This is a genomic window from Paraburkholderia sp. PGU19 (assembly GCF_013426915.1).
Taxonomy (GTDB): Bacteria; Pseudomonadota; Gammaproteobacteria; order Burkholderiales; family Burkholderiaceae; genus Paraburkholderia.
This window is the reverse complement of the sequence record NZ_AP023179.1, coordinates 2,422,647-2,443,284: the sequence shown is the minus strand read 5'-3', so window position 1 is coordinate 2,443,284 and position 20,638 is coordinate 2,422,647. Positions and strand designations below refer to the sequence as shown.

Sequence of the window (20,638 nt, the reverse complement as noted above, 5' to 3'; positions counted from 1 at the left end):
TCAATCGCCGCGATGCTCGATCTTGAACTGCGCGGCCTTGTCCAGGCCCAACACCTCGACGAGCCACGGCAGCGTCTCCTTCAGCATCTTCGCCAGCGTGTAGGGCGGATTCAGAATGAACATGCCGCTGCCGAAGAGTCCAAAGCCGTCGGTGGGCGGGCTGCTGACGGTCAGCGAAACATGCAGCCAGTTCCTGTCCTGCAGCCGCTTCAACTGGTCGGGAAAGCGTTGTGACTCCGGTCGCGCGACTTGCGGATACCAGACGGCATACGTTCCCGTCGCGAACCGCTTCAGACTTTCTTCGACGCAATTCAGCGTGCGCCCGTAGTCGCGCTTGTCTTCATACGACGGATCGACGAGCACGAGCGCGCGACGCGGCGCCGGCGGCAGTAGCGGCTTGATACCGTCGAACCCATCACCCGCGAACAGCATGGCGCGACGGCCCGCGTCGCGGAAGTTGTGACGCAGCACGTCGATCTCGGTGCTGTGCAATTCGAACAGACGCATGCGGTCCTGCTCGCGCATCAGACGCCACGCGAGATAGGGCGAGCCCGGGTAGTAGCGCAACTCGCCGTCGGCATTCAGCGCGGACACTTCATCGACATATTCCGCGAGCATGGGCGGCAAATCCTTGCGATTCCACAGTTTCGCAATGCCCGTTTCGAACTCCCCGTCTTGGTCGCGTAGCCTTCCTTCAGCGAATAGACACCTGCGCCCGCGTGTGTATCGATGTACCAGTACGCCTTGTCCTTTTGTCCAAGGTAGCGCAGCAACTGCACGACGACAGCGTGTTTCAGGACGTCGGCGTGATTGCCTGCGTGGAAAGCGTGGCGGTAACTGAGCATGGCAATGAAGGCGCTAGTGAAGAAGCGAATTACGCGGTCGCCGTGCGGGACGAATGCCGATCAAAACTGCGCAAAGCGCATTGTCCCGGCTTTCGGCCGCGCGGCCGCAGAGTCAAACGTTGGGGCTGCGTATTGTACGCGAGGTCCGCAGCGGGCCGACCCGCCCGCCGCCGTACGTTCGTCGCCAGTTCGCCCCCATTCGCCGCGGCAGGCCGCATGCATCATTCGTACGGCCCGCGCAGCGTGTCCCGCTATCACTGATAAGCGTCGCCGACGATCGCTTCGATCTTCTCCTTGAGCTCCGGCGTGATCTGCGCGGCCACGTCCTGTGCCTTCATGTTTTCCGCGATCTGCTCGACACGCGACGCGCCAGTGATGATCGTGCTGACGTTCGGATTCGTCAGGATCCACGCGAGCGCCAGTTGCCCAATGGTGCAGCCGAGTTCGTCTGCGACTTCTCCGAGCTTGCCGACCACGCTGTTCTTGCCGGAGTCGGTCAGTTCTTTGCGCAGCCAGTCGTAGCCCTGCAGTTCCGCGCGGCTGCCGGCGGGCACGCCGTTGCGATACTTGCCCGTAAGCAGACCGGAAGCAAGCGGGCTCCAGGTCGTAAGGCCGAGGCCGATGTCTTCGTAAAGCCGGCGATACTCCTGCTCCACGCGTTTGCGATGGAACAGGTTGTATTGCGGCTGCTCCATCACTGGCTTGTGCAGATGATGCCGCTCGGCGATCTCGTATGCCGCGCGAATTTCATCGGCGCTCCATTCGGACGTGCCCCAATAGAGCGCCTTGCCGCGCGTGATCATGTCGCTCATTGCCCACACGGTTTCTTCGATAGGTGTGTTTGGGTCAGGACGATGACAGAACACAAGATCGACATAATCGAGCTGTAAACGCTTGAGCGAGTGATCGATCGCATTCAGCAGATACTTGCGGTTGAGCGTGTGGTACTGGTTGGGCGCTTCGTTGAGCCCCCAGAAGAACTTGGTCGAGACGATGTAGCTCACGCGCGGCCAGTTCAGTTCTTTCAGCGCTTCGCCCATGATCTGCTCGGACTTGCCGCCCGCGTAGACTTCGGCGTTGTCGAAGAAATTCACACCCGCGTCGCGCGCGGCCGCCAGCGATTCCCGCGCGGCGCGCCGGTCCACCTGATTGCCGTAAGTCACCCATGAGCCGATGGACAGCTCGCTGACTTGCAGGCCGGAACGGCCGAGACGTCGGTAGTTCATCCAGATCTCCTTTTGTGAATGTCGTAGCCGGAACACCACACATTAATCCGAATCGGGAAGACGTGCCTTTGGGTGTGTAGTTCGCGTAGCTTCATGCACAATAGCGGAACCGGCCGCAGTGCAACAATAGACCGGACGGCATATGCCATCCGGCCAGCTTTACGGTGGCTGCGCGCCATGTTGTCATTGCTCAATCAACTGCATGGAGGTTCTGGATGTCGTCATCTAACGATAGTCTGAAAGGCAAGGTCGCCGTCGTCACGGGCGCGGCGAGCGGCATCGGCAAGCAGATCGCGTTGACGCTGTCAGCGGCGGGCGCGGCCGTCGCGATTGCGGACCTGAACCAGGACGGCGCGAACGCCGTCGCCGAAGAGATCAACAAGGCGGGCGGCGAGGCACTCGGCGTCGCGATGGACGTCACGAATGAAGACGCCGTCAATCAGGGCATCGACAAGGTCGCGGCCGAACTCGGCTCGGTAGATATCCTGATTTCAAACGCCGGCATTCAGATCGTTAATCCGATCGAGAACTACTCGTTCTCGGACTGGAAGAAGATGCAGGCGATCCACGTCGACGGCGCCTTCCTCACCACGAAAGCCGCGCTCAAGCATATGTACAAGGACGATCGCGGCGGCATCGTGATCTACATGGGCTCGGTGCACTCGCACGAAGCATCGCCGCTGAAGTCGGCTTACGTGACGGCCAAGCATGCGCTGCTCGGTCTTTCGCGCGTCCTCGCGAAGGAAGGCGCGAAACATAACGTGCGCTCGCATGTCGTATGTCCGGGCTTCGTGCGTACGCCGCTCGTCGACAAGCAGATTCCCGAGCAGTCCAAGGAGCTGGGCATCAGCGAGGAAGAAGTGGTCAAGCGCGTGATGCTTGGCGGCACGGTGGACGGCATCTTCACCACGGTCGAAGATGTCGCGCAGACGGTGCTGTTCCTGTCGTCGTTTCCGACGGCCGCGCTCACGGGGCAATCGTTCATCGTCAGCCACGGCTGGTACATGCAATAACCGGGTCAAAGAAGCGAGGAGGGTGATGATGGCGCAACGCGATTCACAACGGAGTGTGAAGCGGGCTCGTGCCGGCGGTGCCGGCACGGGAGAAAGCGAGCAGGCGGGCGCAGCGCCCAGCGTTCGCGCCAGTCATCACCCGGCGCTGCCTCAGTACGAGACCATCGCGCTGATGCTGCAAGGCGGCGGCGCGCTGGGCGCCTATCAGGCTGGCGTGTATCAGGGGCTCGACGAGGCAGGCATCCTGCCCAACTGGCTAGCGGGCATTTCAATTGGTGCGCTGAACACGGCGATCATTGCGGGCAATGCGCCCGAGCATCGCGTCGAGAAACTGCGCGAGTTCTGGGAGACCATCTGCCAGCCGGCCTATGGTCCGCCCATGCCGCCTGCCGTCGAACAGGCTTTCTTCAATTCAAACGACACGGTGCGCAAGGCGTTCACTGCGATGCAGGCAGTCGGCGCGCTCGTCGACGGGCAGAAGGGCTTTTTCACGCCGCGTTTTCCGCCGCCGTTGCCCGCCGTTTCCGTTCCGCCGCAACTCGCAAGCTATTACGACACGACGCCGCTCAAGGCGACGCTCGAACGGCTATGCGATTTCGACCGGATCAATTCGAAGGAAGTGCATGTCTCGGTTGGCGCCGTGAATGTGCACACGGGCAACTTCGCCTATTTCGACAATGCCCATAAGACGCTGAGGCCGGAGCATTTCATGGCATCGGGCGCGTTGCCGCCGGGCTTCGGAGCCGTCGAGATCGACGGCGAGTACTACTGGGACGGCGGACTGATGTCGAACACGCCATTGTACGAGGTCGCGCAAGCTAGTCCGCGCCGCGATACGCTCGCGTTTCAGGTCGACTTGTGGAGCGCGCTGGGCCCCGTGCCGGATAACATCACGGATGTCCAGGGCCGGATGAAGGACATTCAGTATTCGAGCCGCACGCGCCTCGTCACGGACACGATGCAGCGCACGCAGCGCTTTCGACATGTGTTGCGCGAAGTGCTCGATCGCGTGTCGCCCGAGCATCGCGATGATCCATGGTGCAAGCTTGCCGAAGAGCTATCGTGCTCGAAGCGCTACAACATCGTTCACCTGATCTACGGCGACAAGGAATACGAAGGGCACTACAAGGACTTTCAGTTCGGTTTGTCGACGATGCGTCAGCACTGGGAAAGCGGCCTCGAAGACATCCGCAATTCGCTTGCGCAGCCGGGCTGGCTCGATATGCCGGACAACGATGCAGCCTTCGTCACGCACGACATTCACCGCGACTTGCGTTGAGCGCGTTCTTCACGTCAACGGCATGAAAAAAGGCGCTCGAAACGAGCGCCTTTTCAATTACAAGCAGTCAGAGACGACGCGTCGCGCCGTCTCGTTCGCAATGGTTACTTCAGGACAGCGGCGACCGCGTTAGCCACCACATCCAGATTACGCGTGTTCAGCGCAGCCACGCAGATGCGGCCCGTGCTGACGGCGTAGATGCCGAACTCTTCGCGCAGACGGTCCACTTGCGCAGCCGTCAGACCCGAGTAAGAGAACATGCCGCGTTGCGCGTTGACGAAGCTGAAGTCGCGCTCGATGCCCGCTGCCTTCAGGCGCTCGACGAGGCCATTGCGCATCGCGCGGATGCGGTCGCGCATTTCGCCCAGTTCCGTTTCCCACGTTGCGCGCAGTTCCGGCGAGCCGAGCACGGCTGCGACGACGGCGCCGCCGTGCGTGGGCGGGTTCGAGTAGTTCGTGCGGATCACGCGCTTGAGTTGCGACAGCACGCGCGCCGCTTCTTCCTTGCTGCCCGTGATGATCGACAGCGCGCCGACGCGCTCGCCATACAGCGAGAACGACTTCGAGAACGACGACGACACGAACACGTTCAGTTCCGATTGCGCGAAGAGGCGCACCGCGGCTGCGTCGGCGTCGATGCCGTCGCCGAAGCCTTGATACGCGATGTCGAGGAACGGTACGAGCGAGCGCGCCTTCACGACTTCGACGATCTGCTTCCACTGGTCGACCGTCAGATCGACACCCGTCGGGTTGTGGCAGCACGCGTGCAGCACGACGACCGTGCCCGCTTCGTAGCTGTTGAGCGCCGACAGCATGCCTTCGAAGTTCACGCCTTGCGACTTCGCGTCGTAGTACGGGTACGAGACGACTTCGAAGCCTGCGCCTTCGAACAGCGCGCGGTGGTTTTCCCAGCTCGGATCGCTGATCGCGACCTTCGATGCCGGATTGACGCGCTTCAGGAAGTCCGCGCCGATCTTCAGCGCGCCCGTGCCGCCCAGCGCCTGTGCCGTGACGACACGGCCAGCGGCGATCAGCGGCGAATCGTTGCCGAGCAGCAGCTTCTGCACGGCTGCGTCATAGACGGCGATACCTTCGATGGGCAGATAGCCGCGCGGCAGTGCCGCTTCGATGCGTGCCTTTTCTGCTTCACGCACAGCGCGCAGCAGAGGAATCTTGCCTTCTTCATTGGTATACACGCCAACGCCAAGATTGACCTTGGTGGTGCGCGTATCTGCGTTGAAAGCTTCGTTCAGGCCCAGGATCGGGTCGCGGGGAGCGAGTTCGACAGCGGAGAACAGAGACATGATGATTCGGCAGTAGTGAAAAGAGGGACGACTTCGGATGCTGCTAGGAAGCTGCTAGAACCGTATGCACCGTGCGGCGGCCGGGCTCGGCAATTGCCGCGGAAAGTCCTGAGTTCGGGGTTCCGGCGACGCTTTCAACCGACGGCCGCGCTGGCGCGCAACGTGCCATTGTAACGAATCTCGCCGGGGTTTTTGACATCGGCGCGGCCCGCGAGTGGATTAATTTGCAATGAAAACAGCGATCTGGCGATGTTTTCATGCCGCGTTCGCATCAATCCGGGCGCAACAGCGGACATGTGCCAGCTGCGTTCTGGGCGTTGGGCGAGGCGTCAGCCCGCCTGTTCGCAAAACGCTAGAATAGTCGTTTGCTCCCGGCCGAGGTGCCGCTTCCATGTCCGAACATCATCTGAGTGAAGTCCACGACGCTCTCGACGAATCCAAATTCGTGACGTTCGAGGGCTCCCCGTTCCGGCTTTATCAACCGTATCCGCCCGCAGGCGACCAGCCGACGGCGATCGACACGCTTGTCGAAGGCGTCGAGGACGGTCTGTCGTTCCAGACGCTGCTCGGCGTGACAGGCTCCGGCAAGACCTACACGATGGCGAACACGATCGCGCGGCTGGGCCGGCCGGCCATCGTCTTCGCGCCGAACAAGACGCTCGCCGCGCAGCTGTACTCTGAGTTTCGCGAGTTTTTTCCGCGCAATGCCGTCGAATACTTCGTCTCGTACTACGACTATTACCAGCCGGAAGCGTACGTTCCGCAACGCGATCTGTTCATCGAAAAGGACTCGTCGATCAACGAGCACATCGAGCAGATGCGTCTGTCGGCCACCAAGAGCCTGATGGAGCGGCGCGACGTCGTGATCGTCGCAACCGTATCGGCGATCTACGGTATCGGGAATCCGTCGGAATATCACCAGATGATTCTGACGCTGCGTACGGGCGACAAGATGGGACAGCGCGACATCATCGCGCGTCTGATCGCGATGCAGTACAACCGCAACGAAGCCGACTTCGCGCGCGGCTCGTTCCGCGTGCGCGGCGACACGATCGATATTTTTCCGGCCGAGCATGCGGAAATGGCCGTGCGCGTCGAACTGTTCGACGACGAAATCGATACGCTGCAACTATTCGATCCGCTCACGGGCCGCGTGCGTCAGAAGATTCCGCGTTTCACCGTCTACCCGTCGTCGCACTATGTGACGCCGCGTGAGACGGTGATGCGCGCCGTCGAGACGATCAAGTCCGAGTTACGCGACCGGCTCGAATTCTTCTATGGCGACGGCAAGCTCGTCGAAGCGCAACGGCTCGAACAGCGCACCCGTTTCGATCTGGAAATGTTGCAGGAACTGGGTTTCTGCAAGGGCATCGAGAACTATTCGCGGCATTTCTCGGGCGCCGCGCCCGGCGAGCCGCCGCCGACGCTGGTCGACTATCTGCCTGCCGACGCGATGATGTTCCTCGACGAATCGCACGTGCTGATCGGCCAGTTGAACGGCATGTACAACGGCGACCGCGCGCGCAAGGAAAATCTCGTCGATTACGGCTTCCGGCTGCCGTCCGCGCTCGATAACCGGCCGCTCAAGTTCAACGAGTTCGAGCGCAAGATGCGTCAGGTCGTGTTCGTGTCGGCGACGCCCGCCGACTACGAGAAGAAGACGGCGGGGCAGGTGGCCGAGCAGGTCGTGCGCCCAACAGGTCTCGTCGATCCGGAAATCGAGGTGCGGCCGGCGCGGACGCAGGTCGACGACGTGCTGGCCGAGATCAACGAGCGCGTGAAGGCGGGCGACCGCGTGCTCGTCACGGTGCTGACCAAGCGCATGGCCGAGCAACTGACGGAGTTTCTCGCCGATCACGGCGTGAAGGTGCGCTATCTGCACAGCGACATCGACACCGTCGAGCGCGTCGAAATCATTCGCGACCTGCGCCTGGGTACGTTCGACGTGCTGGTCGGGATCAACCTGTTGCGCGAAGGGCTGGACATTCCCGAAGTGTCGCTCGTTGCCATTCTCGATGCCGACAAGGAAGGTTTCTTGCGCGCCGAGCGCTCGCTGATCCAGACGATCGGCCGGGCCGCGCGTAACGTGAACGGCAAGGCGATTCTCTACGCGGACAAGATCACCGATTCAATGAAACGCGCGATCGACGAAACCGAACGGCGGCGCGCGAAGCAGATTGCGTTCAACGAGAAGATGGGCATCGTGCCGCGCGGCGTGGTGAAGCGGATCAAGGACATTATCGACGGCGTCTACAACGTCGACGAAGCGCGCGCCGAGCTGAAGGAGCAGCAGGTTCGTGCGAAATTCGAAGACATGTCCGAAAAGCAGATCTCCAAGGAGATCAAGCGGCTTGAGAAGCAGATGATGGAGCACGCGAAAAATCTCGAATTCGAAAAAGCGGCTCAGGTGCGCGACCAGCTTGCGTTGCTGCGCGAGCGGGTGTTCGGCGCGAATGTCGGCGATCATCTGACGGGCACGGACTAGCTTCCGTCCACGTTTCCGCCGTTGCGGAAGGGTTACGAGGCGCGGCGCTTTGCCGTCGCGCATGTCGCTCCATGTCTCACTCCGTGTTCAACCGCAACGCCATCGCGGCGCCTTGCCGCAACCAGCGCGAAAACTCCACTTAAGCTTCGCGTAAGACCCTGTCGCAGCAAGGCTTTCGAAGCTTTCGCGTTTGTTTCTCCCCCCGAACAGTGATAAACTGCTTCAAGTATTGAGAATTGTTCGCATTACCGTTCGTTTGTGCTTTCGCACTCGCGTTGGCGGCATCGGACAATTCGCGAAAGACGTGAAGACCACGCGCTTGCGAGACATCTTCAACGCCCCTTTCCGAGTTCGGCTTTTCGTTGCTTCAGTCTAAAAAAACCAAAGGAGTTTCAATGCGCGTTTCGTCAATCTTGAGCGGCGGAGTAGCTGCCCTCGCTGCCGTTGCCGCGATGTCGGCGTCGGCCGCTGAATATCCGATCGGCAAGCAGCAGATCCGCGGCGGGATGGAAGTTGGCGCCGTCTATCTGCAGCCCATCACGATGGACCCGGAAGGCATGATGCGCAAGGCGTCGGATTCCGACGTTCACCTCGAGGCCGACATCCACGCAGTCAAGAAGAATCCGACCGGGTTCGCAGAAGGCGACTGGATGCCTTATCTGCAGGTGCACTACGAACTGACGAAGCCGGGTTCGAGCTACGACCAGAAGGGCGACCTGATGGCGATGGTTGCCGACGACGGCCCGCACTACGGCGACAACGTCAAGCTCGCCGGCCCGGGCAAGTATCACCTGAAGCTGATCGTGGAACCGCCGATGCAGGAAGGCCACATGGCGTTCGGCCGTCACGTCGACAAGGAAACGGGCGTGGGCCCGTGGTTCAAGCCGTTCACGCTCGAATACGACTTCACGTTCGCGGGCATCGGCAAGAAGGGCGGTTACTGATCGGTATCGATCGCATCGCGATCCCTGATGCCGCGACGAGCGGCAGTGCGCGGCGCGTAAGAGCGCGCCGCATTTTTAGGAAGGGTGCATGAGAGTCAATCAGAAGCTTGCCGTTCTCGCGATGGCGGCATCGTTCTTCGGCGTGGCGCACGCCGCAGAGGAAGCCGTGACGTTCAAGCTCGAAATGACGGACGGCAAGCTGACGCCGGCGCGTATCGAAGTGCCTGCGGGCAAGCGCATCCGGATCGAAGTGAAGAACACGGGTAAGGGCGCGGCGGAATTCGAAAGTGTCGAGTTGCGTAAGGAAAAGGTTCTGGCGCCGGGCGCCGAATCGGTGGTCGTGATCGCTCCGCTCGATCCCGGCACCTACAAGTTCTTTGATGATTTCCATCAGCAGGCGCAGGGCGTGATCGTCGCCAAATGACGTCGCGGCAGCACGAGCCGTAACACGGACGCGCGGCGTCCACTGAAGTTGTTGGAGGTTTCGATGGGTCAGGTAGTGTTCATCGTTTGGCGGGAAAGCGTCGAGGCGCTGCTCGTCGTCGGCATTCTGTACGCGTGGCTGAAGAATGGCGACGAACAGGCGCGTCACGGTCTCCCGTATCTGTGGGCGGGCGTGGCAGCAGGCATTCTGGCCGCGATCGGCCTGGGCGCCGCGCTGGTCGGCTTCACCGAAGTGCTGTCGGGCGATGCGCAGGATTATTTCCAGACCGCGATGGTGCTGGTCGCGTGCGTGCTGATCGTGCAGATGGTGATCTGGATGAAGTCGCACGGGCGCACGCTCAAACGCGACATGGAACAGTCGCTAAAGAAGAGCACGCAGAGCGCGAACTGGTGGGGCGTTGCCGTGCTCGTGGCGCTGGCGATCGCGCGTGAGGGCAGCGAGACGGTGATCTTTCTGTACGGTCTCGGTTTCGGCCAGTCGGGTCACGTCGATATGAGCCAGGTTCTTGCCGTGCTGCTGGGCCTCGGTCTCGCATTCATCACGTTTTACCTGCTGCAACTGGGCGGCAAGATTTTCTCGTGGCGGCTGTTCTTCCGCATCACGGAAATCATGTTGCTGTTCCTTGGCGCGGGCCTGTTCCAGACGGGTGTCGACAAGCTGATCGACAAGGAAATCCTGCCGACCATCGTCGACCGCATATGGAACACGTCGATGATTCTCGACGACTCCAGCACGTTCGGCTCGCTGGTCGCGACGCTGACGGGTTACCGCGCGCATCCTGCGCTGATGAACCTGATCGCGTACGCGCTGTACTGGGTCGTCGTGTGGTATCTGATCCGCCGTTCGAAGCGCGTTCCCGCGCAACAGGCGGCAGGGCGCGCGGCATGACGGCGGCAGTCGCAAATCGCCGCAGCCGGCTTGCAGAAGCCGGCAACTGGATGCAGCGCCACGGCGCTGTCATCCGCGGCATTCAGTGGGTCGTCGTTGCCGTCTACGCGTTTCTGATTCTCGTCCCGGCGTTCACCGAACTGCCGAGCGACACCGCGCACCTGTGGAACAACCTGACGCTCGCGGCGCAATTCGTGTTCTGGGGCATCTGGTGGCCGTTCGTGCTGCTGTCGATGGTGATGCTCGGGCGCGTCTGGTGCGGCGTGTTGTGTCCCGAAGGCGCGCTTGCGGAATTCGCGAGCAAATACGGACGAGGCTGGGCGATTCCGCGCTGGATGCGCTGGGGCGGCTGGCCTTTCGTCGCCTTCGGCCTGACGACGATCTACGGCCAGATGGTCAGTGTCTACCAGTATCCGAAAGCGGTCTTGCTGGTGTTAGGCGGATCGACATTTGCCGCGATGATCATCGGCTTGCTATACGGCCGAGAGAAGCGCGTCTGGTGTAAATACCTGTGCCCCGTCAACGGGGTTTTTTCGCTTTTGGCGCGCCTCGCGCCGTTCCACTACAAGGTCGACGAAGACGCGTGGCGCCGGTCGTACAAGGAAGGCGAACACGGTCATCGCGTGATCCCGATCAACTGCGCGCCGCTCGTGCCGTTGCGCAAGATGGAGGGCGCCTCCGCCTGCCATATGTGCGGTCGTTGCAGCGGCCACCGCGACGCGATCGCGCTGACGTGGCGCAAGCCATCGACGGAAGTGGTGAATCTCGGCGACAAGCAGGCGAGCGCATGGGACACCGCGCTGATCCTCTACGGTCTGCTCGGCATCGCGATCGGCGCATTCCACTGGACGGGCTCGCCGTGGTTCATCGACGTCAAGCAGTCGCTCGCTACGTGGCTCGTCGATCACGACATCATGTGGCCGCTCGACACGAACGCGCCGTGGTTCCTGTTCACGCATTATCCGGAACAGAACGACGTGTTCTCGTGGCTCGACGGCACGATGATCATCGCCTACATCCTCGCGACGGGCGTGGTCTACGGCACGGTGCTGCTCGCGTTGCTGGCGGGCGCGACGCGCATGCTGGGACGCTTCGACAGGACGCGTCTGCATCATCTGGCGCAAGCGCTGATTCCAATTGCCGGTACGGGCGTGTTCCTCGGCCTGTCGGCGACGACGCTGTCGCTGCTGAAGGCCGAGCATGTGCCGCTCGACTGGGCGTCGGACGTACGCATCGCGATTTTGGTGATCTCGAATGCGTGGAGCGCATGGCTCGCGTGGCTCGTGACGCGCCGCTACACGGCGCGGGTTTTCCAGCGCGTGCTGTCGGTGGTATGGTTCATGGCAGCACTGGCCGTCGTCGATAGCGCGTGGTGGCTGATGTTCTGGTACTGGCCGGCACATTGATCGGCGGCGCGCCGCGTACCCGAGCGAGGCGCCCGTGAGAACCAAACCCGTATTGACCGACGAAGACGTCAGCAAGATGGCCGCCGCAGCGCAAGCGCATGCGGCGGCGAATCACTGGACCGTAACGATCGCGATTCTCGACGACGGCGGTCATCTCCTTCACCTGCATCGAATGGATGGCGCGGCGCCCGGCACGGTCGACATGGCGACCGCGAAAGGGCGCACGGCCGCGCTCGGGCGCCGCGAAACCAAGGTCTACGAAGACATCATCAAGCAGGGGCGCATCGCGTTTCTGAGTGCGCCGCTCGCCGCGTTCGTGGAAGGCGGCGTGCCCATCGTCGTGGAAAGCGAGACGGTGGGCGCGATCGGCGTGTCGGGCGTGAAATCGGAGCAGGATACGGCGATTGCGCGCGCGGGCATTGCCGCGCTCGAGTTGCGCTGACGGTTCCGCGCGGGCCGCAAAAGACAAAAGCCGCGCAGATGCTGTCATCTGCACGGCTTCGCTTCCGTCATTCATGAACGTTGCGCGATTCATAAGCGCACACGTCGCGGTGAGAACCAAAAAAAAGCGGCCTGGCTTGCTTCGACGGCTGGCTTGGTGTCTGCACGAAGGGGTCTAGATCTCGCGTGCAAGCCGTCGTGGCTGGCTAGTGCCCAACACCTCTCTGGGAGGTGGTCCCCACAATACCCTGTACTAAAACAACCTTTACTGCGGCATTCCTTACTTCGTCAGAATCAGTTTGCCAAGCCGCGTGGCGCGCAACTGATACGTCTCGCCGTTGTGCATGATGCTCACATGGCTGCGGCCCTGAAGCAGTGCATCGCTGCGCAGCACGCGCTCGGACGTTTCTGCCGTCGTCGGCGTCGCGTCATTGCTGTTGGCTGCATGGCGTTCCGCAGGCGCCGTCGTCACGGATTTGGCGGGACGACTGGTCGTCAGTGCCGCTGCCGCGGGGCGGCGCAGGCTAAGCGTGGAAGAGCGTGTCATGTTCGTCATGCTTGCCGTTGGTGTTCGTCGATTCGTTAGATTGATTCTAAATGATAACCATTCCCATTCACAAGATTTCGAAATTAATCGATTTGACGTTTTGATAGGTGAGGAGATTTTGCGCCGCCTGAAGGCTTTGGCGGCGCGCGGGATTTAGTGCAACTGATCAGGCGTATTGCGCGCGCTGACGTACTGGCGGATCAGGCGGACCGTATCGATGTCCGACTCGCGATACGCCGATTTCACGATCTCTTCCGTTTGATGCGCATCCGGGTCGACGTTCTCGTCGGCGGATGGCAGGCTCGTCCTGTACTCGAAGCGCAGGAAGAGCTGCAGCTCGTCGGGCTGCTCGATGGTCATCGTCAGCGAGCCGCCGACGTAATCGGCCGTCGCGCTGATGTCGTAGCGCACGCTTTTTTGCGGCGTGAGCGTGACGTGATCGCGCACGGTTGCATGACCGTAGTGCAGTTCACGCTCCATCGTGCTTTCCGTGCGCGACAGGATCGCGCAGCTGTCGAGGCCCATCACGAACAGCTGCGGCTGCTCCGCGCGCAGCACGAGCCCTTCCCACAGCTGTTCGCGCGTCAGCGATTCGACGAGCGGGTTGAGCGGATCGTTGATCTGAATGAGATGTTCGAAGTTCAAGACGACAGCTTCCTCTTAAAGCTCAATATTCACGCAATGTCACGCAACGGCCAGACCCGTGCGGATCGAGATGGGATTGCTCAGGATCTTGTGCACGGGACACGCATTGGCGATCTGCAGGAGTCGTTCCTGCTGTTCGTCCGACAGATTGCCCGTCAGGACAATCTGTCGGTCGATCGCCGTTCCGTCGCCTTCTTTCTGCATCGACAGCGTCACGCGCACTTCTTCGAGTGGCCAGCCTTTACGCTGCGCATACATCTTCAGCGTAATCGACGTGCAGGCGCCGAGGCTCGACAGCAGCAGGGAGTTCGGCGTCGGGCCGCGATCGCCGCCGCCCAGTGACTCGGGCTCGTCGGCGAGCCATGTGTGTGTGCCATCGTCGAACAGCACCTGGTAATCCGTCGAGCCGATGTGTGCCGTGACCTTCGTGTCTGCCATGCGCGCTCCTGTGCGGGACGTCGAGTTGGAACGATAGCGCCGCGCGACGCATGACGCGGCGCGCGGCTCGAACCGCTATTGTGAACGAATTTGCTGCGATTCGCGGTTGAGTGCCTGCCGCGAAAAGCCGTACGGACGACTAGTGCGCGATCTGTCCCATGCGGCCGGCCTGATAATCGATGACAGCCTGACGGATTTCGTCTTCCGTATTCATCACGAACGGGCCGTAACGCACGACAGGCTCGTTCAGCGGCACGCCGCCGAACAGCAGCACGTCGAGCGGTTCAGCGCCGGCGGCGATCGTCACCGTGTCGCCGTCGTTGTCGAACACGATCATCTGCTGCGCGTCGATCTCGAGCCGCTCGTCGCTATACAGGCCTTTTCCCGACAGTCCATAAGCGAACACGCGATAGTCGCGCGGCACCGGCTGTACGATCGTCGCGCCAGGCTGCAGGGTGAAATGCTGATAGAGGATCGGCGTGCGTGTTTCGATAGCGGCCTTTACGCCAAGCGCCTCGCCCGCAATCACTTTCACGCGCACCTTGCCGTCGGCGGATGTCGCGACGGGAATCCCCGCCGACGGCATTTCCTGATAGCGCGGCGCGATCATCTTGTCGCGCCTGGGCAGATTCACCCACAGTTGCAGGCCGTGCACGCGGCCGCCCGTCGCGACGAACGACGGATCGGGCATTTCGCTATGCACGACGCCCGCGCCCGCCGTCATCCATTGCACATCGCCCGCATGCAGCGTGCCCGAGTGGCCCGCCGAATCCTTGTGACCCAACTGGCCTTCGAGGACATACGTGACCGTTTCGAAGCCGCGATGCGGATGATCGGGCGCGCCTTTCGCCTCGCCCGGCGCGTAGTCGACGGGGCCCATTTCGTCGAGCAGCAGAAACGGGTCGAAATCCATCAGCATGCGGGTCGGAAAGGGGCGGTGGACGACGAAACCGCCGCCTTCAACCGTGCGTACGGAAGGATACGTGCGTTCGATCGTGCGGGTCGCGCTCATCAAAATCACCTCGAAAATTGGGGAATAGCGTTATTTCTGAAACATACGGCTATTATATGGACCGCTTTGGGCTGTAACAGGCCGTCTATCGCAATGGATTGTTCTGCTAGTGAAACGATGACATGAAGATCGATTCGCATAACCTGAATGACCTGATGTACTTTTCGCAGGTCGTCGAACACGGCGGGTTCTCCGCCGCCGAACGCGTGCTCGGCATTTCGAAGTCGCGCCTGTCGCGCCGGCTGACGGAACTGGAGGCGTCGCTGGGCGTGCGTCTCTTGCAGCGCTCGACGCGCAAGCTCGCGCTGACGGAAGCCGGGCAACTGTTCTACCAGCACTGTCAGGCGATGCTCTCCGAGGCGCAGGCGGCCGTCAACGTCGTGCAGCAGTTGCGCTCGTCGCCGCGCGGCACGGTGCGCGTGAGCGTGCCCGTGACGATCTCGCAGACCATCATGTCGCAAATCATCCCGGAGTTCATGCACCGTTTTCCGGAAGTGCGCGTCGTGATGCGCGTGACGAACCGCGTGGTCGATCTGTTCGAGGATTCGATCGACGTCGCGCTGCGCGTGCGCTCCGAGCCGCCCGAAAACGCGAATATCGTCGTGCGGCCGTTGTGGCGCACGCAGCAGATGCTGGTCGGCGCGCCGAGCCTCCTGAGCCAGAACGCGCCGCCGCTCGAGCCCGCGGACCTGAAACGCTTCGAAACGCTCGATACGCCCACCGGCGACGGTCGCCACGTCTACAACCTGATCGCGCCCGACGGCACGCGCCACGCGCACGACCATGAGCCGCGCCTCGTGACGGCCGACCTGATGATGATCCTGGAAGCGGCGCTCGCGGGCGTCGGCATCGCGGCGCTGCCGGAAATGATGTACGGCGCCGCGCTGCGCAGCGGCCGCCTGTCGCCCGTGATGCCGGGCTGGACGCTGCCATCGCCGCAACTGTACGCCGTGTTCCTCTCGCGGCAGGGCATGGTGCCCGCCGTGCGGACCTTTGTCGATTATCTCGTCGAGATGCTCGACCCCGACGTCGGCAAGCACATTCAGCAGGAATGCCCCGAGCGCGATGCGAAAAATCTGCGGCTGAAAGCAGCTGTTGCATGACCCGCCAGGCGCGTACTTTCACGCGCACGCAGGAAGTGAAATACCTTTTCGCCATGCATGCGCGGCCGGCGATGGATACTTTCAATGGCCGCAGGCTTGAATGGAAAAGCGCACGGGCTTATATTGAAATCCCTTCGCTAAGGAGTGTCCTATGCGAAAAATCACGGCCGCTTTGATAGCGAGCCTGATAGGGCTGACAGCGTTGTCCGTGTCGACCACGGCTTTCGCATGCGGTGATCAGGTCCAGAGCACAAGCGATGGTAAATGATTCCGCCGCCCGAAGGCGCCGAGTGCGCATGAAAAAAGGCCTTCATCCGACGATGAAGGCCTTTTACTTTTAGCCCTCGAAAAACAGGGCTTTGGTTCGAACGGAAGAGGGCGGCGCGCTCAGTGTGCCTTCGGTTCCGTGACGAAACCGATCTTCGTCAGGCCGCCTGCCTGGGCCGCCGACATCACCTGCGCGACCTTTTCATACGCGACCTTGCGGTCCGCGCTCAGATGCAGTTCCGGCTGCGGCGCCTGCTGAGCGGCGGCGGCGATCTTCGCCTGCAGCATGTCGTCGGAGATCTTCTGTTCGTCCCACATCAGGTTGCCGTCGGCGTCGATCGCGATCGTCACCTGCGCGGGCTTCGTGTCTTCCTTCTGGCTGCTCGCGTGCGGCAGGTCGATCTTCACCGCATGGCGGATCACGGGGATCGTCACCATGAACACGATCAGGAGCACCAGCATGACGTCGACGAGCGGCGTCATGTTGATTTCATTCATGAGGCCGTCGTCATCGTCGCCGGCGAAAGGGCTCATTGCCATCGCTATGTCTCGCTATTTAGTTGGCGCGGGTCGCGAGCCGAAGACCGTCTCCGCGCTTCGACGACGACAGGCGGGCGCCCGTGACGAAGAACGCATGGAGGCCGTGCGCAAAGCGGCTCAGCTTGCTGACGATGCCCTTGTTGGCACGCGTCAGTGCGTTGTAGCCGAGCACGGCGGGAATCGCGACGAACAGACCGAAGGCCGTCATGATGAGTGCTTCGCCGACGGGGCCCGCGACCTGATCGATCGACGACTGGCCCGACGCGCCGATGCCCAGCAGCGCGTGATAGATGCCCCACACCGTACCGAACAGGCCGACGAACGGCGCGGTGCTGCCGATCGACGCCAGCACCGCGAGGCCGCTCTGCATGCGCGCGACGCTTTCATCCATCGTGTCCTTCAGGCAGCGCGTGATCCAGTCCGACACGTCCATGCGGTCGTGCAGATGCGGCTGCGTCTGATGATGGTGATCGGCGGCTTCCTGGCCCGACAGTGCGAGCGCGAGGAACGGGTTTTCAGCCGGCGACGACGTGTCGCGGCCGAGCTTCTTCATGCCGTCGGCGAAATCGTCTGAATGCCAGAATGCCTTTTCGGCGTTCTTCGTCAGGCGGTTCAGGCGCATCACGTTCCAGCTCTTGACGACGATCACGCTCCACGACAGCACCGACATGATCAGCAACGCCACCGCGATGCCGCGTGTGACGAAATCCCCTTGTGCCCAGACGTGGGCAATACCGTAGTTCTGCATGGCAATTCCTTTTTCTTTGAAATTCTGGTCAGCTGATCAATGTCAATTGTTCAGGCTGAAGTCGAACGGCTGGACGGCGGGCACACGAGTCGGCTCGCCGTCCACCAGATACGGTTTGCACGAGCTGGAGCGAATTGCGTCGAGCGCGGCCTGATCGAGGCGATCGGAGCCGCTGCTCTTCTTCAGTTCGACGTTTTCGATCCGGCCCGACGCCGACAGAATGAACTGCACCACCGCGCGTCCCGTTTCGCCACGGCGGCGCGACATCGCCGGATAAGTGGGCTCGACGATGCTGCAGCTCAGGTGCGACGCGTCTTTCGGCGCGGTGATCGACATCGCCGTTTTTGCCGCTGGCGCGGCCGGTGCGGGCGCTGCAGGTGCCGGCGGCGCGGGCGGAGCCGGTTCCGGCGCGCTGATCTCGTGTTGCGACGGCGCTTGCGCGACGGGCATAGGCGTCGGCGTGGGCTTCGGCGCCGGGCGTGGCTGCACCTTCGGCTTGACCTTCTGCACGGGCACGGGCTTCGGCGGCGGAGCCGATTCGATCGCGACAGGCGCGGCGGCAGGCGCCGGCGGCGGCAGCAGTTCGGCCGTGATCGTACGCTGGGTTTCGACCTGCAAAGGCGCGGCTTCGCGCACCGTGAACGCAATAGCGAGCGCGATGACGTGAAGTCCGATGACGATCCCCGTCACCGTGGCGATACGCGGGTTGATTCGGGCGGAAGCGTTCGGCGCGAGGCCGGTTGGGAGGGAAGGCGTGGCCTGCATGGTTAGCGTGGCGGCGCGCCGGCAATGCAGCACGTCATGCAAAACAGCGTCATGTTCGGAATATCAGCAACGAAATACAAACGGTGGTCAGAAAACCAATCAGCAATTCCATCTCGAACTCCTCGAAGAATGGCGTCGCTGGCTGGTGTCGGACTGGCTTGCTGACGGCGGAAACGAAAAAACTACAGCGCCCGATAATGGCACGCCTTTCGAAGCACGATATTGAAACGCATCAAAGGCCGGGAACCGGCTTCAGGCTGCCTTGCGTTCGTAGAACGTCACCGGCGCCGCTTGCGTGTGATGCTCGACGCCACAGCGGCTTGCGCAGACGCCGCTTTGCGCCATCACGTCCCGCACGGACTCTTCGCACTTGCCACAGCACATGGCGACGCCCAGCTCGAACTGAAGCTCGTCGAATGAATCGACGCCTTCGGCGATCGTTGCACGGATTTTTCGGTCGGACACTGACTTGCACACGCAGACAATCATGACAGCTCGCGATAGCTAACGTTAATGCGAATTATTATCATTTTGTTTGGTCGATTTGGCAAGCGTCACAGGCAAAATTTTGTAACAAAACCAGCCTGTAAGAAGGGTTTCGTCCGGCCCGCTCGATCGTTCGAGTGGAGGCGGGGCGTTGTGGAGGCGGGTTTCCGTCGGGTGGCTGTGTATTTGATGCGGTGCCGACGCATGGAAAGCGCCGGCGGCATATCGCCGTCCGCCAGCCTCAGGCGGCGTGCGAATCCGGCGTGATCGTACGGCGCGACGGGATGTGCACGCGCTCGACGGGCGCATCGATGTCGAGTAGCGTCGCCGCTAGCTGTTTGAGGTGCGCGCCGTCGCTGGTCGAGCAGAAGCGCGGCTGCGGCACGGCGTCGCGCGCAGGCGCACGCAGCCCTTGCTGGTCGAGCACGCGCTCCAGTTGCCGTGCAATCGCGACGCTCGTGTCGATCAGTGTCAGCCGGTCGCCCGCGATATCGCGGATCGCCGCATCGAGAAACGGATAGTGCGTGCAGCCGAGCACCAGCGTATCGGCGCCGGCGTCGAGCATCGGCTGAAGGTAGCTCTCTATCAGCGCATGCAGTTCGGGTGAGCCGATATCGCAGCGCTCGACAGCCTCCACGAGGCCGTGGCCCGGCTGGCACAGAAAACGGCAGTCACTGGCGTAGCGTTCGAGCAGCCCCTGAAAGCGCGCGCTGCGCAGCGTCACGCGGGTCGCCAGCACGCCTGCCACGCGCGATTTCGACTGCGACGCTGCGGGTTTCACGCCCGGTTCGACGCCGATCAACTGAATAGGCAATTTTTCGCGCACCAGCGCGATCGACTGCGCCGTCGCCGTGTTGCATGCGACCACTAGCGCCTTCGCGCCCTGCGCGACGAGCCATTCGCCGATCGCGAGCGTACGGTCGGCGATGAAATCGTCGTCGCGCTCGCCGTAGGGCGCATAGAGCGAATCCGCGACGTAGATCAGCGCTTCGTCCGGCAGTTGCGAGCGGACCGCGCGCAGCACCGACAATCCGCCGAGACCCGAGTCGAAAATGCCGACAGGCGCGCGCGGATCGAGCGAGGTGAGGGACGGAATCGAAGCGGAGGTAGCGGAGGCGGGGGACGAAGCGGTCATGGTTTCAACGGAAGCCATATAAGAAAATCCGCGCAGCGCGTGTGAACGAACGTTGCGCGGATCGGACCGCAGAAGTGTATCAGGAGTGGGGAGGCTTCCTGCTCAGGTGTCGTCTTATTCTTCCTGCGAGCCCATCGCCGACTGCTGGTAGTTCTGGATGCCGACCTTGTCGATCAGGTCGATCTGCGTTTCGAGCCAGTCGATATGTTCTTCGGTGTCGTCGAGAATCGTCGTGAAGATTTCGCGCGAGATGAAATCACGCACCGATTCGCAATAAGCGATCGCTTCCTTGCACGTGCCCTGCGAGATGGTTTCGAGCTTCAAATCGCATTCGAGAATTTCTTTGGTTTCTTCGCCGATCAGCAGCTTGTGCAGATCCTGCAGATTCGGCAGGCCATCGAGCATGAAAATGCGTTCGATCAGCAAGTCGGCGTGCTTCATTTCGCCGATCGATTCGTCGTACTCATGCTTGCCCAGCTTCTCGAGACCCCAGTGCTTGTACATCCGTGCGTGCAGGAAATACTGGTTGATTGCGGTCAGTTCGTTCTTCAACTGGGCGTTCAGATATTCGATGACTTTTTTATCGCCTTGCATGACGTTTCCTCTTCAAGAGCTGGGTTTTCCAACAACAATAAACGTCTGAAAACTAAAAGCCAAGGACGAATATGGTTGTTGA

At 61.7% G+C, this 20,638-nt stretch carries 25 protein-coding genes and 1 pseudogene; 12 read left to right on the top strand and 14 right to left on the bottom strand.

Annotated features, from left to right (window positions below; translation table 11 throughout):
* Positions 1-845 (bottom strand): annotated as a pseudogene (gene rlmJ, locus H1204_RS11150) (23S rRNA (adenine(2030)-N(6))-methyltransferase RlmJ).
* A 254-nt stretch (positions 846-1,099) separates the two neighbouring features.
* Positions 1,100-2,071 (bottom strand): aldo/keto reductase, encoded by a 972-nt coding sequence (locus H1204_RS11145; protein ID WP_180728357.1) that lies wholly within the window; start codon positions 2,069-2,071, stop codon positions 1,100-1,102.
* 215 nt (positions 2,072-2,286) lie between these two features.
* Between H1204_RS11145 and H1204_RS11140 the strand changes: the two genes are divergently transcribed.
* Complete coding sequence (locus H1204_RS11140) at positions 2,287-3,084, top strand: 3-hydroxybutyrate dehydrogenase (RefSeq protein ID WP_180728356.1); 798 nt, start codon at positions 2,287-2,289, stop codon at positions 3,082-3,084.
* Between the two features lie 28 nt (positions 3,085-3,112).
* Positions 3,113-4,363 carry a patatin-like phospholipase family protein gene (locus H1204_RS11135; RefSeq protein ID WP_180730935.1) on the top strand — a complete coding sequence of 417 codons (1,251 nt, stop codon included), beginning with the start codon at positions 3,113-3,115 and terminating at the stop codon, positions 4,361-4,363.
* 104 nt (positions 4,364-4,467) lie between these two features.
* Here the strand turns inward: H1204_RS11135 and H1204_RS11130 are convergent, their stop codons facing one another.
* Both H1204_RS11130 and H1204_RS11125 read right to left on the bottom strand, forming a co-directional pair.
* The gene (locus tag H1204_RS11130; RefSeq protein WP_180728355.1) at positions 4,468-5,667 is read right to left on the bottom strand and encodes an amino acid aminotransferase; all 1,200 of its coding nucleotides are present in this window, start codon (positions 5,665-5,667) and stop codon (positions 4,468-4,470) included.
* Between the two features lie 134 nt (positions 5,668-5,801).
* Entirely contained in the window at positions 5,802-5,963 is a 162-nt protein-coding gene (locus tag H1204_RS11125) for a hypothetical protein (protein ID WP_180728354.1), read from the bottom strand.
* Positions 5,964-6,058: 95 nt separating this feature from the next.
* Here H1204_RS11125 and uvrB point away from each other — a divergent pair, with 95 nt between their 5' ends.
* The 6 genes from uvrB (at position 6,059) to H1204_RS11095 (ending at position 12,277) form a co-directional block, all read left to right on the top strand.
* On the top strand, positions 6,059-8,152 hold the full coding sequence (gene uvrB, locus H1204_RS11120) for an excinuclease ABC subunit UvrB (protein ID WP_180728353.1): 2,094 nt from the start codon (positions 6,059-6,061) through the stop codon (positions 8,150-8,152).
* A 395-nt stretch (positions 8,153-8,547) separates the two neighbouring features.
* Positions 8,548-9,096 carry an iron transporter gene (locus H1204_RS11115; RefSeq protein WP_042311653.1) on the top strand — a complete coding sequence of 183 codons (549 nt, stop codon included), beginning with the start codon at positions 8,548-8,550 and terminating at the stop codon, positions 9,094-9,096.
* Between the two features lie 88 nt (positions 9,097-9,184).
* Positions 9,185-9,520, top strand: a complete 336-nt coding sequence (locus H1204_RS11110) for a cupredoxin domain-containing protein (protein ID WP_007590415.1) — start codon at positions 9,185-9,187, stop codon at positions 9,518-9,520.
* A 63-nt stretch (positions 9,521-9,583) separates the two neighbouring features.
* Positions 9,584-10,429, top strand: a complete 846-nt coding sequence (locus H1204_RS11105; protein WP_180728352.1) for an FTR1 family protein — start codon at positions 9,584-9,586, stop codon at positions 10,427-10,429.
* The gene (locus H1204_RS11100; protein ID WP_180728351.1) at positions 10,426-11,835 is read left to right on the top strand and encodes a 4Fe-4S binding protein; all 1,410 of its coding nucleotides are present in this window, start codon (positions 10,426-10,428) and stop codon (positions 11,833-11,835) included. The genes H1204_RS11105 and H1204_RS11100 overlap by 4 nt, the downstream gene beginning before the upstream one ends.
* Positions 11,836-11,869: 34 nt before the next feature.
* On the top strand, positions 11,870-12,277 hold the full coding sequence (locus tag H1204_RS11095) for a heme-binding protein (RefSeq protein WP_180728350.1): 408 nt from the start codon (positions 11,870-11,872) through the stop codon (positions 12,275-12,277).
* Between the two features lie 279 nt (positions 12,278-12,556).
* Here H1204_RS11095 and H1204_RS11090 read toward each other — a convergent pair whose 3' ends face one another.
* The gene (locus H1204_RS11090; RefSeq protein ID WP_180728349.1) at positions 12,557-12,832 is read right to left on the bottom strand and encodes a hemin uptake protein HemP; all 276 of its coding nucleotides are present in this window, start codon (positions 12,830-12,832) and stop codon (positions 12,557-12,559) included.
* Between H1204_RS11090 and H1204_RS11085 the strand changes: the two genes are divergently transcribed.
* Entirely contained in the window at positions 12,822-12,980 is a 159-nt protein-coding gene (locus H1204_RS11085) for a hypothetical protein (protein ID WP_180727976.1), read from the top strand. The two genes, H1204_RS11090 and H1204_RS11085, sit on opposite strands and share 11 nt — an antisense overlap.
* On the opposite strand, the gene H1204_RS11080 is transcribed toward H1204_RS11085, so the two are convergent.
* The 3 genes from H1204_RS11080 to H1204_RS11070 all read right to left on the bottom strand — a co-directional run bounded on the left by H1204_RS11080 (position 12,977) and on the right by H1204_RS11070 (position 14,918).
* The gene (locus tag H1204_RS11080) at positions 12,977-13,468 is read right to left on the bottom strand and encodes an SRPBCC family protein (RefSeq protein ID WP_042311644.1); all 492 of its coding nucleotides are present in this window, start codon (positions 13,466-13,468) and stop codon (positions 12,977-12,979) included. The two genes, H1204_RS11085 and H1204_RS11080, sit on opposite strands and share 4 nt — an antisense overlap.
* Before the next feature lie 39 nt (positions 13,469-13,507).
* The gene (locus H1204_RS11075; RefSeq protein ID WP_180728348.1) at positions 13,508-13,906 is read right to left on the bottom strand and encodes an OsmC family protein; all 399 of its coding nucleotides are present in this window, start codon (positions 13,904-13,906) and stop codon (positions 13,508-13,510) included.
* 139 nt (positions 13,907-14,045) lie between these two features.
* Positions 14,046-14,918, bottom strand: a complete 873-nt coding sequence (locus H1204_RS11070; RefSeq protein ID WP_180728347.1) for a pirin family protein — start codon at positions 14,916-14,918, stop codon at positions 14,046-14,048.
* A gap of 122 nt (positions 14,919-15,040) precedes the next feature.
* Here H1204_RS11070 and H1204_RS11065 point away from each other — a divergent pair, with 122 nt between their 5' ends.
* Together H1204_RS11065 and H1204_RS11060 are read left to right on the top strand one after the other, a co-directional pair.
* Entirely contained in the window at positions 15,041-16,021 is a 981-nt protein-coding gene (locus H1204_RS11065) for a LysR family transcriptional regulator (RefSeq protein WP_180728346.1), read from the top strand.
* On the top strand, positions 16,018-16,197 hold the full coding sequence (locus H1204_RS11060; protein WP_180728345.1) for a hypothetical protein: 180 nt from the start codon (positions 16,018-16,020) through the stop codon (positions 16,195-16,197). The genes H1204_RS11065 and H1204_RS11060 overlap by 4 nt, the downstream gene beginning before the upstream one ends.
* Before the next feature lie 211 nt (positions 16,198-16,408).
* Here the strand turns inward: H1204_RS11060 and H1204_RS11055 are convergent, their stop codons facing one another.
* From H1204_RS11055 to H1204_RS11045, 3 genes are read right to left on the bottom strand one after another with little or no spacing between them, the layout of a single operon-like run.
* Positions 16,409-16,828, bottom strand: a complete 420-nt coding sequence (locus H1204_RS11055; protein WP_180728344.1) for a biopolymer transporter ExbD — start codon at positions 16,826-16,828, stop codon at positions 16,409-16,411.
* 16 nt (positions 16,829-16,844) lie between these two features.
* Positions 16,845-17,576, bottom strand: a complete 732-nt coding sequence (locus H1204_RS11050) for a MotA/TolQ/ExbB proton channel family protein (protein WP_180728343.1) — start codon at positions 17,574-17,576, stop codon at positions 16,845-16,847.
* A 42-nt stretch (positions 17,577-17,618) separates the two neighbouring features.
* The gene (locus H1204_RS11045) at positions 17,619-18,341 is read right to left on the bottom strand and encodes an energy transducer TonB (protein WP_180730934.1); all 723 of its coding nucleotides are present in this window, start codon (positions 18,339-18,341) and stop codon (positions 17,619-17,621) included.
* Here H1204_RS11045 and H1204_RS11040 point away from each other — a divergent pair.
* A complete protein-coding gene (locus H1204_RS11040; RefSeq protein WP_180727975.1) occupies positions 18,250-18,567 on the top strand; it encodes a hypothetical protein in 318 nt (105 codons plus the stop codon). The two genes, H1204_RS11045 and H1204_RS11040, sit on opposite strands and share 92 nt — an antisense overlap.
* 26 nt (positions 18,568-18,593) lie before the next feature.
* Here H1204_RS11040 and H1204_RS11035 read toward each other — a convergent pair whose 3' ends face one another.
* The 3 genes from H1204_RS11035 to bfr all read right to left on the bottom strand — a co-directional run bounded on the left by H1204_RS11035 (position 18,594) and on the right by bfr (position 20,556).
* A complete protein-coding gene (locus H1204_RS11035) occupies positions 18,594-18,830 on the bottom strand; it encodes a (2Fe-2S)-binding protein (protein WP_180728342.1) in 237 nt (78 codons plus the stop codon).
* A 238-nt stretch (positions 18,831-19,068) separates the two neighbouring features.
* Positions 19,069-19,980, bottom strand: a complete 912-nt coding sequence (murI, locus tag H1204_RS11030; protein WP_243468477.1) for a glutamate racemase — start codon at positions 19,978-19,980, stop codon at positions 19,069-19,071.
* Positions 19,981-20,076: 96 nt separating this feature from the next.
* Entirely contained in the window at positions 20,077-20,556 is a 480-nt protein-coding gene (gene bfr / locus H1204_RS11025) for a bacterioferritin (RefSeq protein WP_007590442.1), read from the bottom strand.
* Positions 20,557-20,638: the final 82 nt, after the last annotated feature.

Coding starts and splice junctions, on each gene's coding strand:
- H1204_RS11145 (WP_180728357.1), bottom strand. CDS start 2,071: ATGAACTACCGACGTCTCGGCCGTTCCGGCCTGCAAGTCAGCGAGCTG.
- H1204_RS11140 (WP_180728356.1), top strand. CDS start 2,287: ATGTCGTCATCTAACGATAGTCTGAAAGGCAAGGTCGCCGTCGTCACG.
- H1204_RS11135 (WP_180730935.1), top strand. CDS start 3,113: ATGGCGCAACGCGATTCACAACGGAGTGTGAAGCGGGCTCGTGCCGGC.
- H1204_RS11130 (WP_180728355.1), bottom strand. CDS start 5,667: ATGTCTCTGTTCTCCGCTGTCGAACTCGCTCCCCGCGACCCGATCCTG.
- H1204_RS11125 (WP_180728354.1), bottom strand. CDS start 5,963: ATGTCCGCTGTTGCGCCCGGATTGATGCGAACGCGGCATGAAAACATC.
- uvrB (WP_180728353.1), top strand. CDS start 6,059: ATGTCCGAACATCATCTGAGTGAAGTCCACGACGCTCTCGACGAATCC.
- H1204_RS11115 (WP_042311653.1), top strand. CDS start 8,548: ATGCGCGTTTCGTCAATCTTGAGCGGCGGAGTAGCTGCCCTCGCTGCC.
- H1204_RS11110 (WP_007590415.1), top strand. CDS start 9,185: ATGAGAGTCAATCAGAAGCTTGCCGTTCTCGCGATGGCGGCATCGTTC.
- H1204_RS11105 (WP_180728352.1), top strand. CDS start 9,584: ATGGGTCAGGTAGTGTTCATCGTTTGGCGGGAAAGCGTCGAGGCGCTG.
- H1204_RS11100 (WP_180728351.1), top strand. CDS start 10,426: ATGACGGCGGCAGTCGCAAATCGCCGCAGCCGGCTTGCAGAAGCCGGC.
- H1204_RS11085 (WP_180727976.1), top strand. CDS start 12,822: ATGTTCGTCATGCTTGCCGTTGGTGTTCGTCGATTCGTTAGATTGATT.
- H1204_RS11090 (WP_180728349.1), bottom strand. CDS start 12,832: ATGACGAACATGACACGCTCTTCCACGCTTAGCCTGCGCCGCCCCGCG.
- H1204_RS11075 (WP_180728348.1), bottom strand. CDS start 13,906: ATGGCAGACACGAAGGTCACGGCACACATCGGCTCGACGGATTACCAG.
- H1204_RS11070 (WP_180728347.1), bottom strand. CDS start 14,918: ATGAGCGCGACCCGCACGATCGAACGCACGTATCCTTCCGTACGCACG.
- H1204_RS11065 (WP_180728346.1), top strand. CDS start 15,041: ATGAAGATCGATTCGCATAACCTGAATGACCTGATGTACTTTTCGCAG.
- H1204_RS11060 (WP_180728345.1), top strand. CDS start 16,018: ATGACCCGCCAGGCGCGTACTTTCACGCGCACGCAGGAAGTGAAATAC.
- H1204_RS11055 (WP_180728344.1), bottom strand. CDS start 16,828: ATGGCAATGAGCCCTTTCGCCGGCGACGATGACGACGGCCTCATGAAT.
- H1204_RS11050 (WP_180728343.1), bottom strand. CDS start 17,576: ATGCAGAACTACGGTATTGCCCACGTCTGGGCACAAGGGGATTTCGTC.
- H1204_RS11040 (WP_180727975.1), top strand. CDS start 18,250: ATGACGATCCCCGTCACCGTGGCGATACGCGGGTTGATTCGGGCGGAA.
- H1204_RS11045 (WP_180730934.1), bottom strand. CDS start 18,341: ATGCAGGCCACGCCTTCCCTCCCAACCGGCCTCGCGCCGAACGCTTCC.
- H1204_RS11035 (WP_180728342.1), bottom strand. CDS start 18,830: ATGATTGTCTGCGTGTGCAAGTCAGTGTCCGACCGAAAAATCCGTGCA.
- murI (WP_243468477.1), bottom strand. CDS start 19,980: ATGGCTTCCGTTGAAACCATGACCGCTTCGTCCCCCGCCTCCGCTACC.
- bfr (WP_007590442.1), bottom strand. CDS start 20,556: ATGCAAGGCGATAAAAAAGTCATCGAATATCTGAACGCCCAGTTGAAG.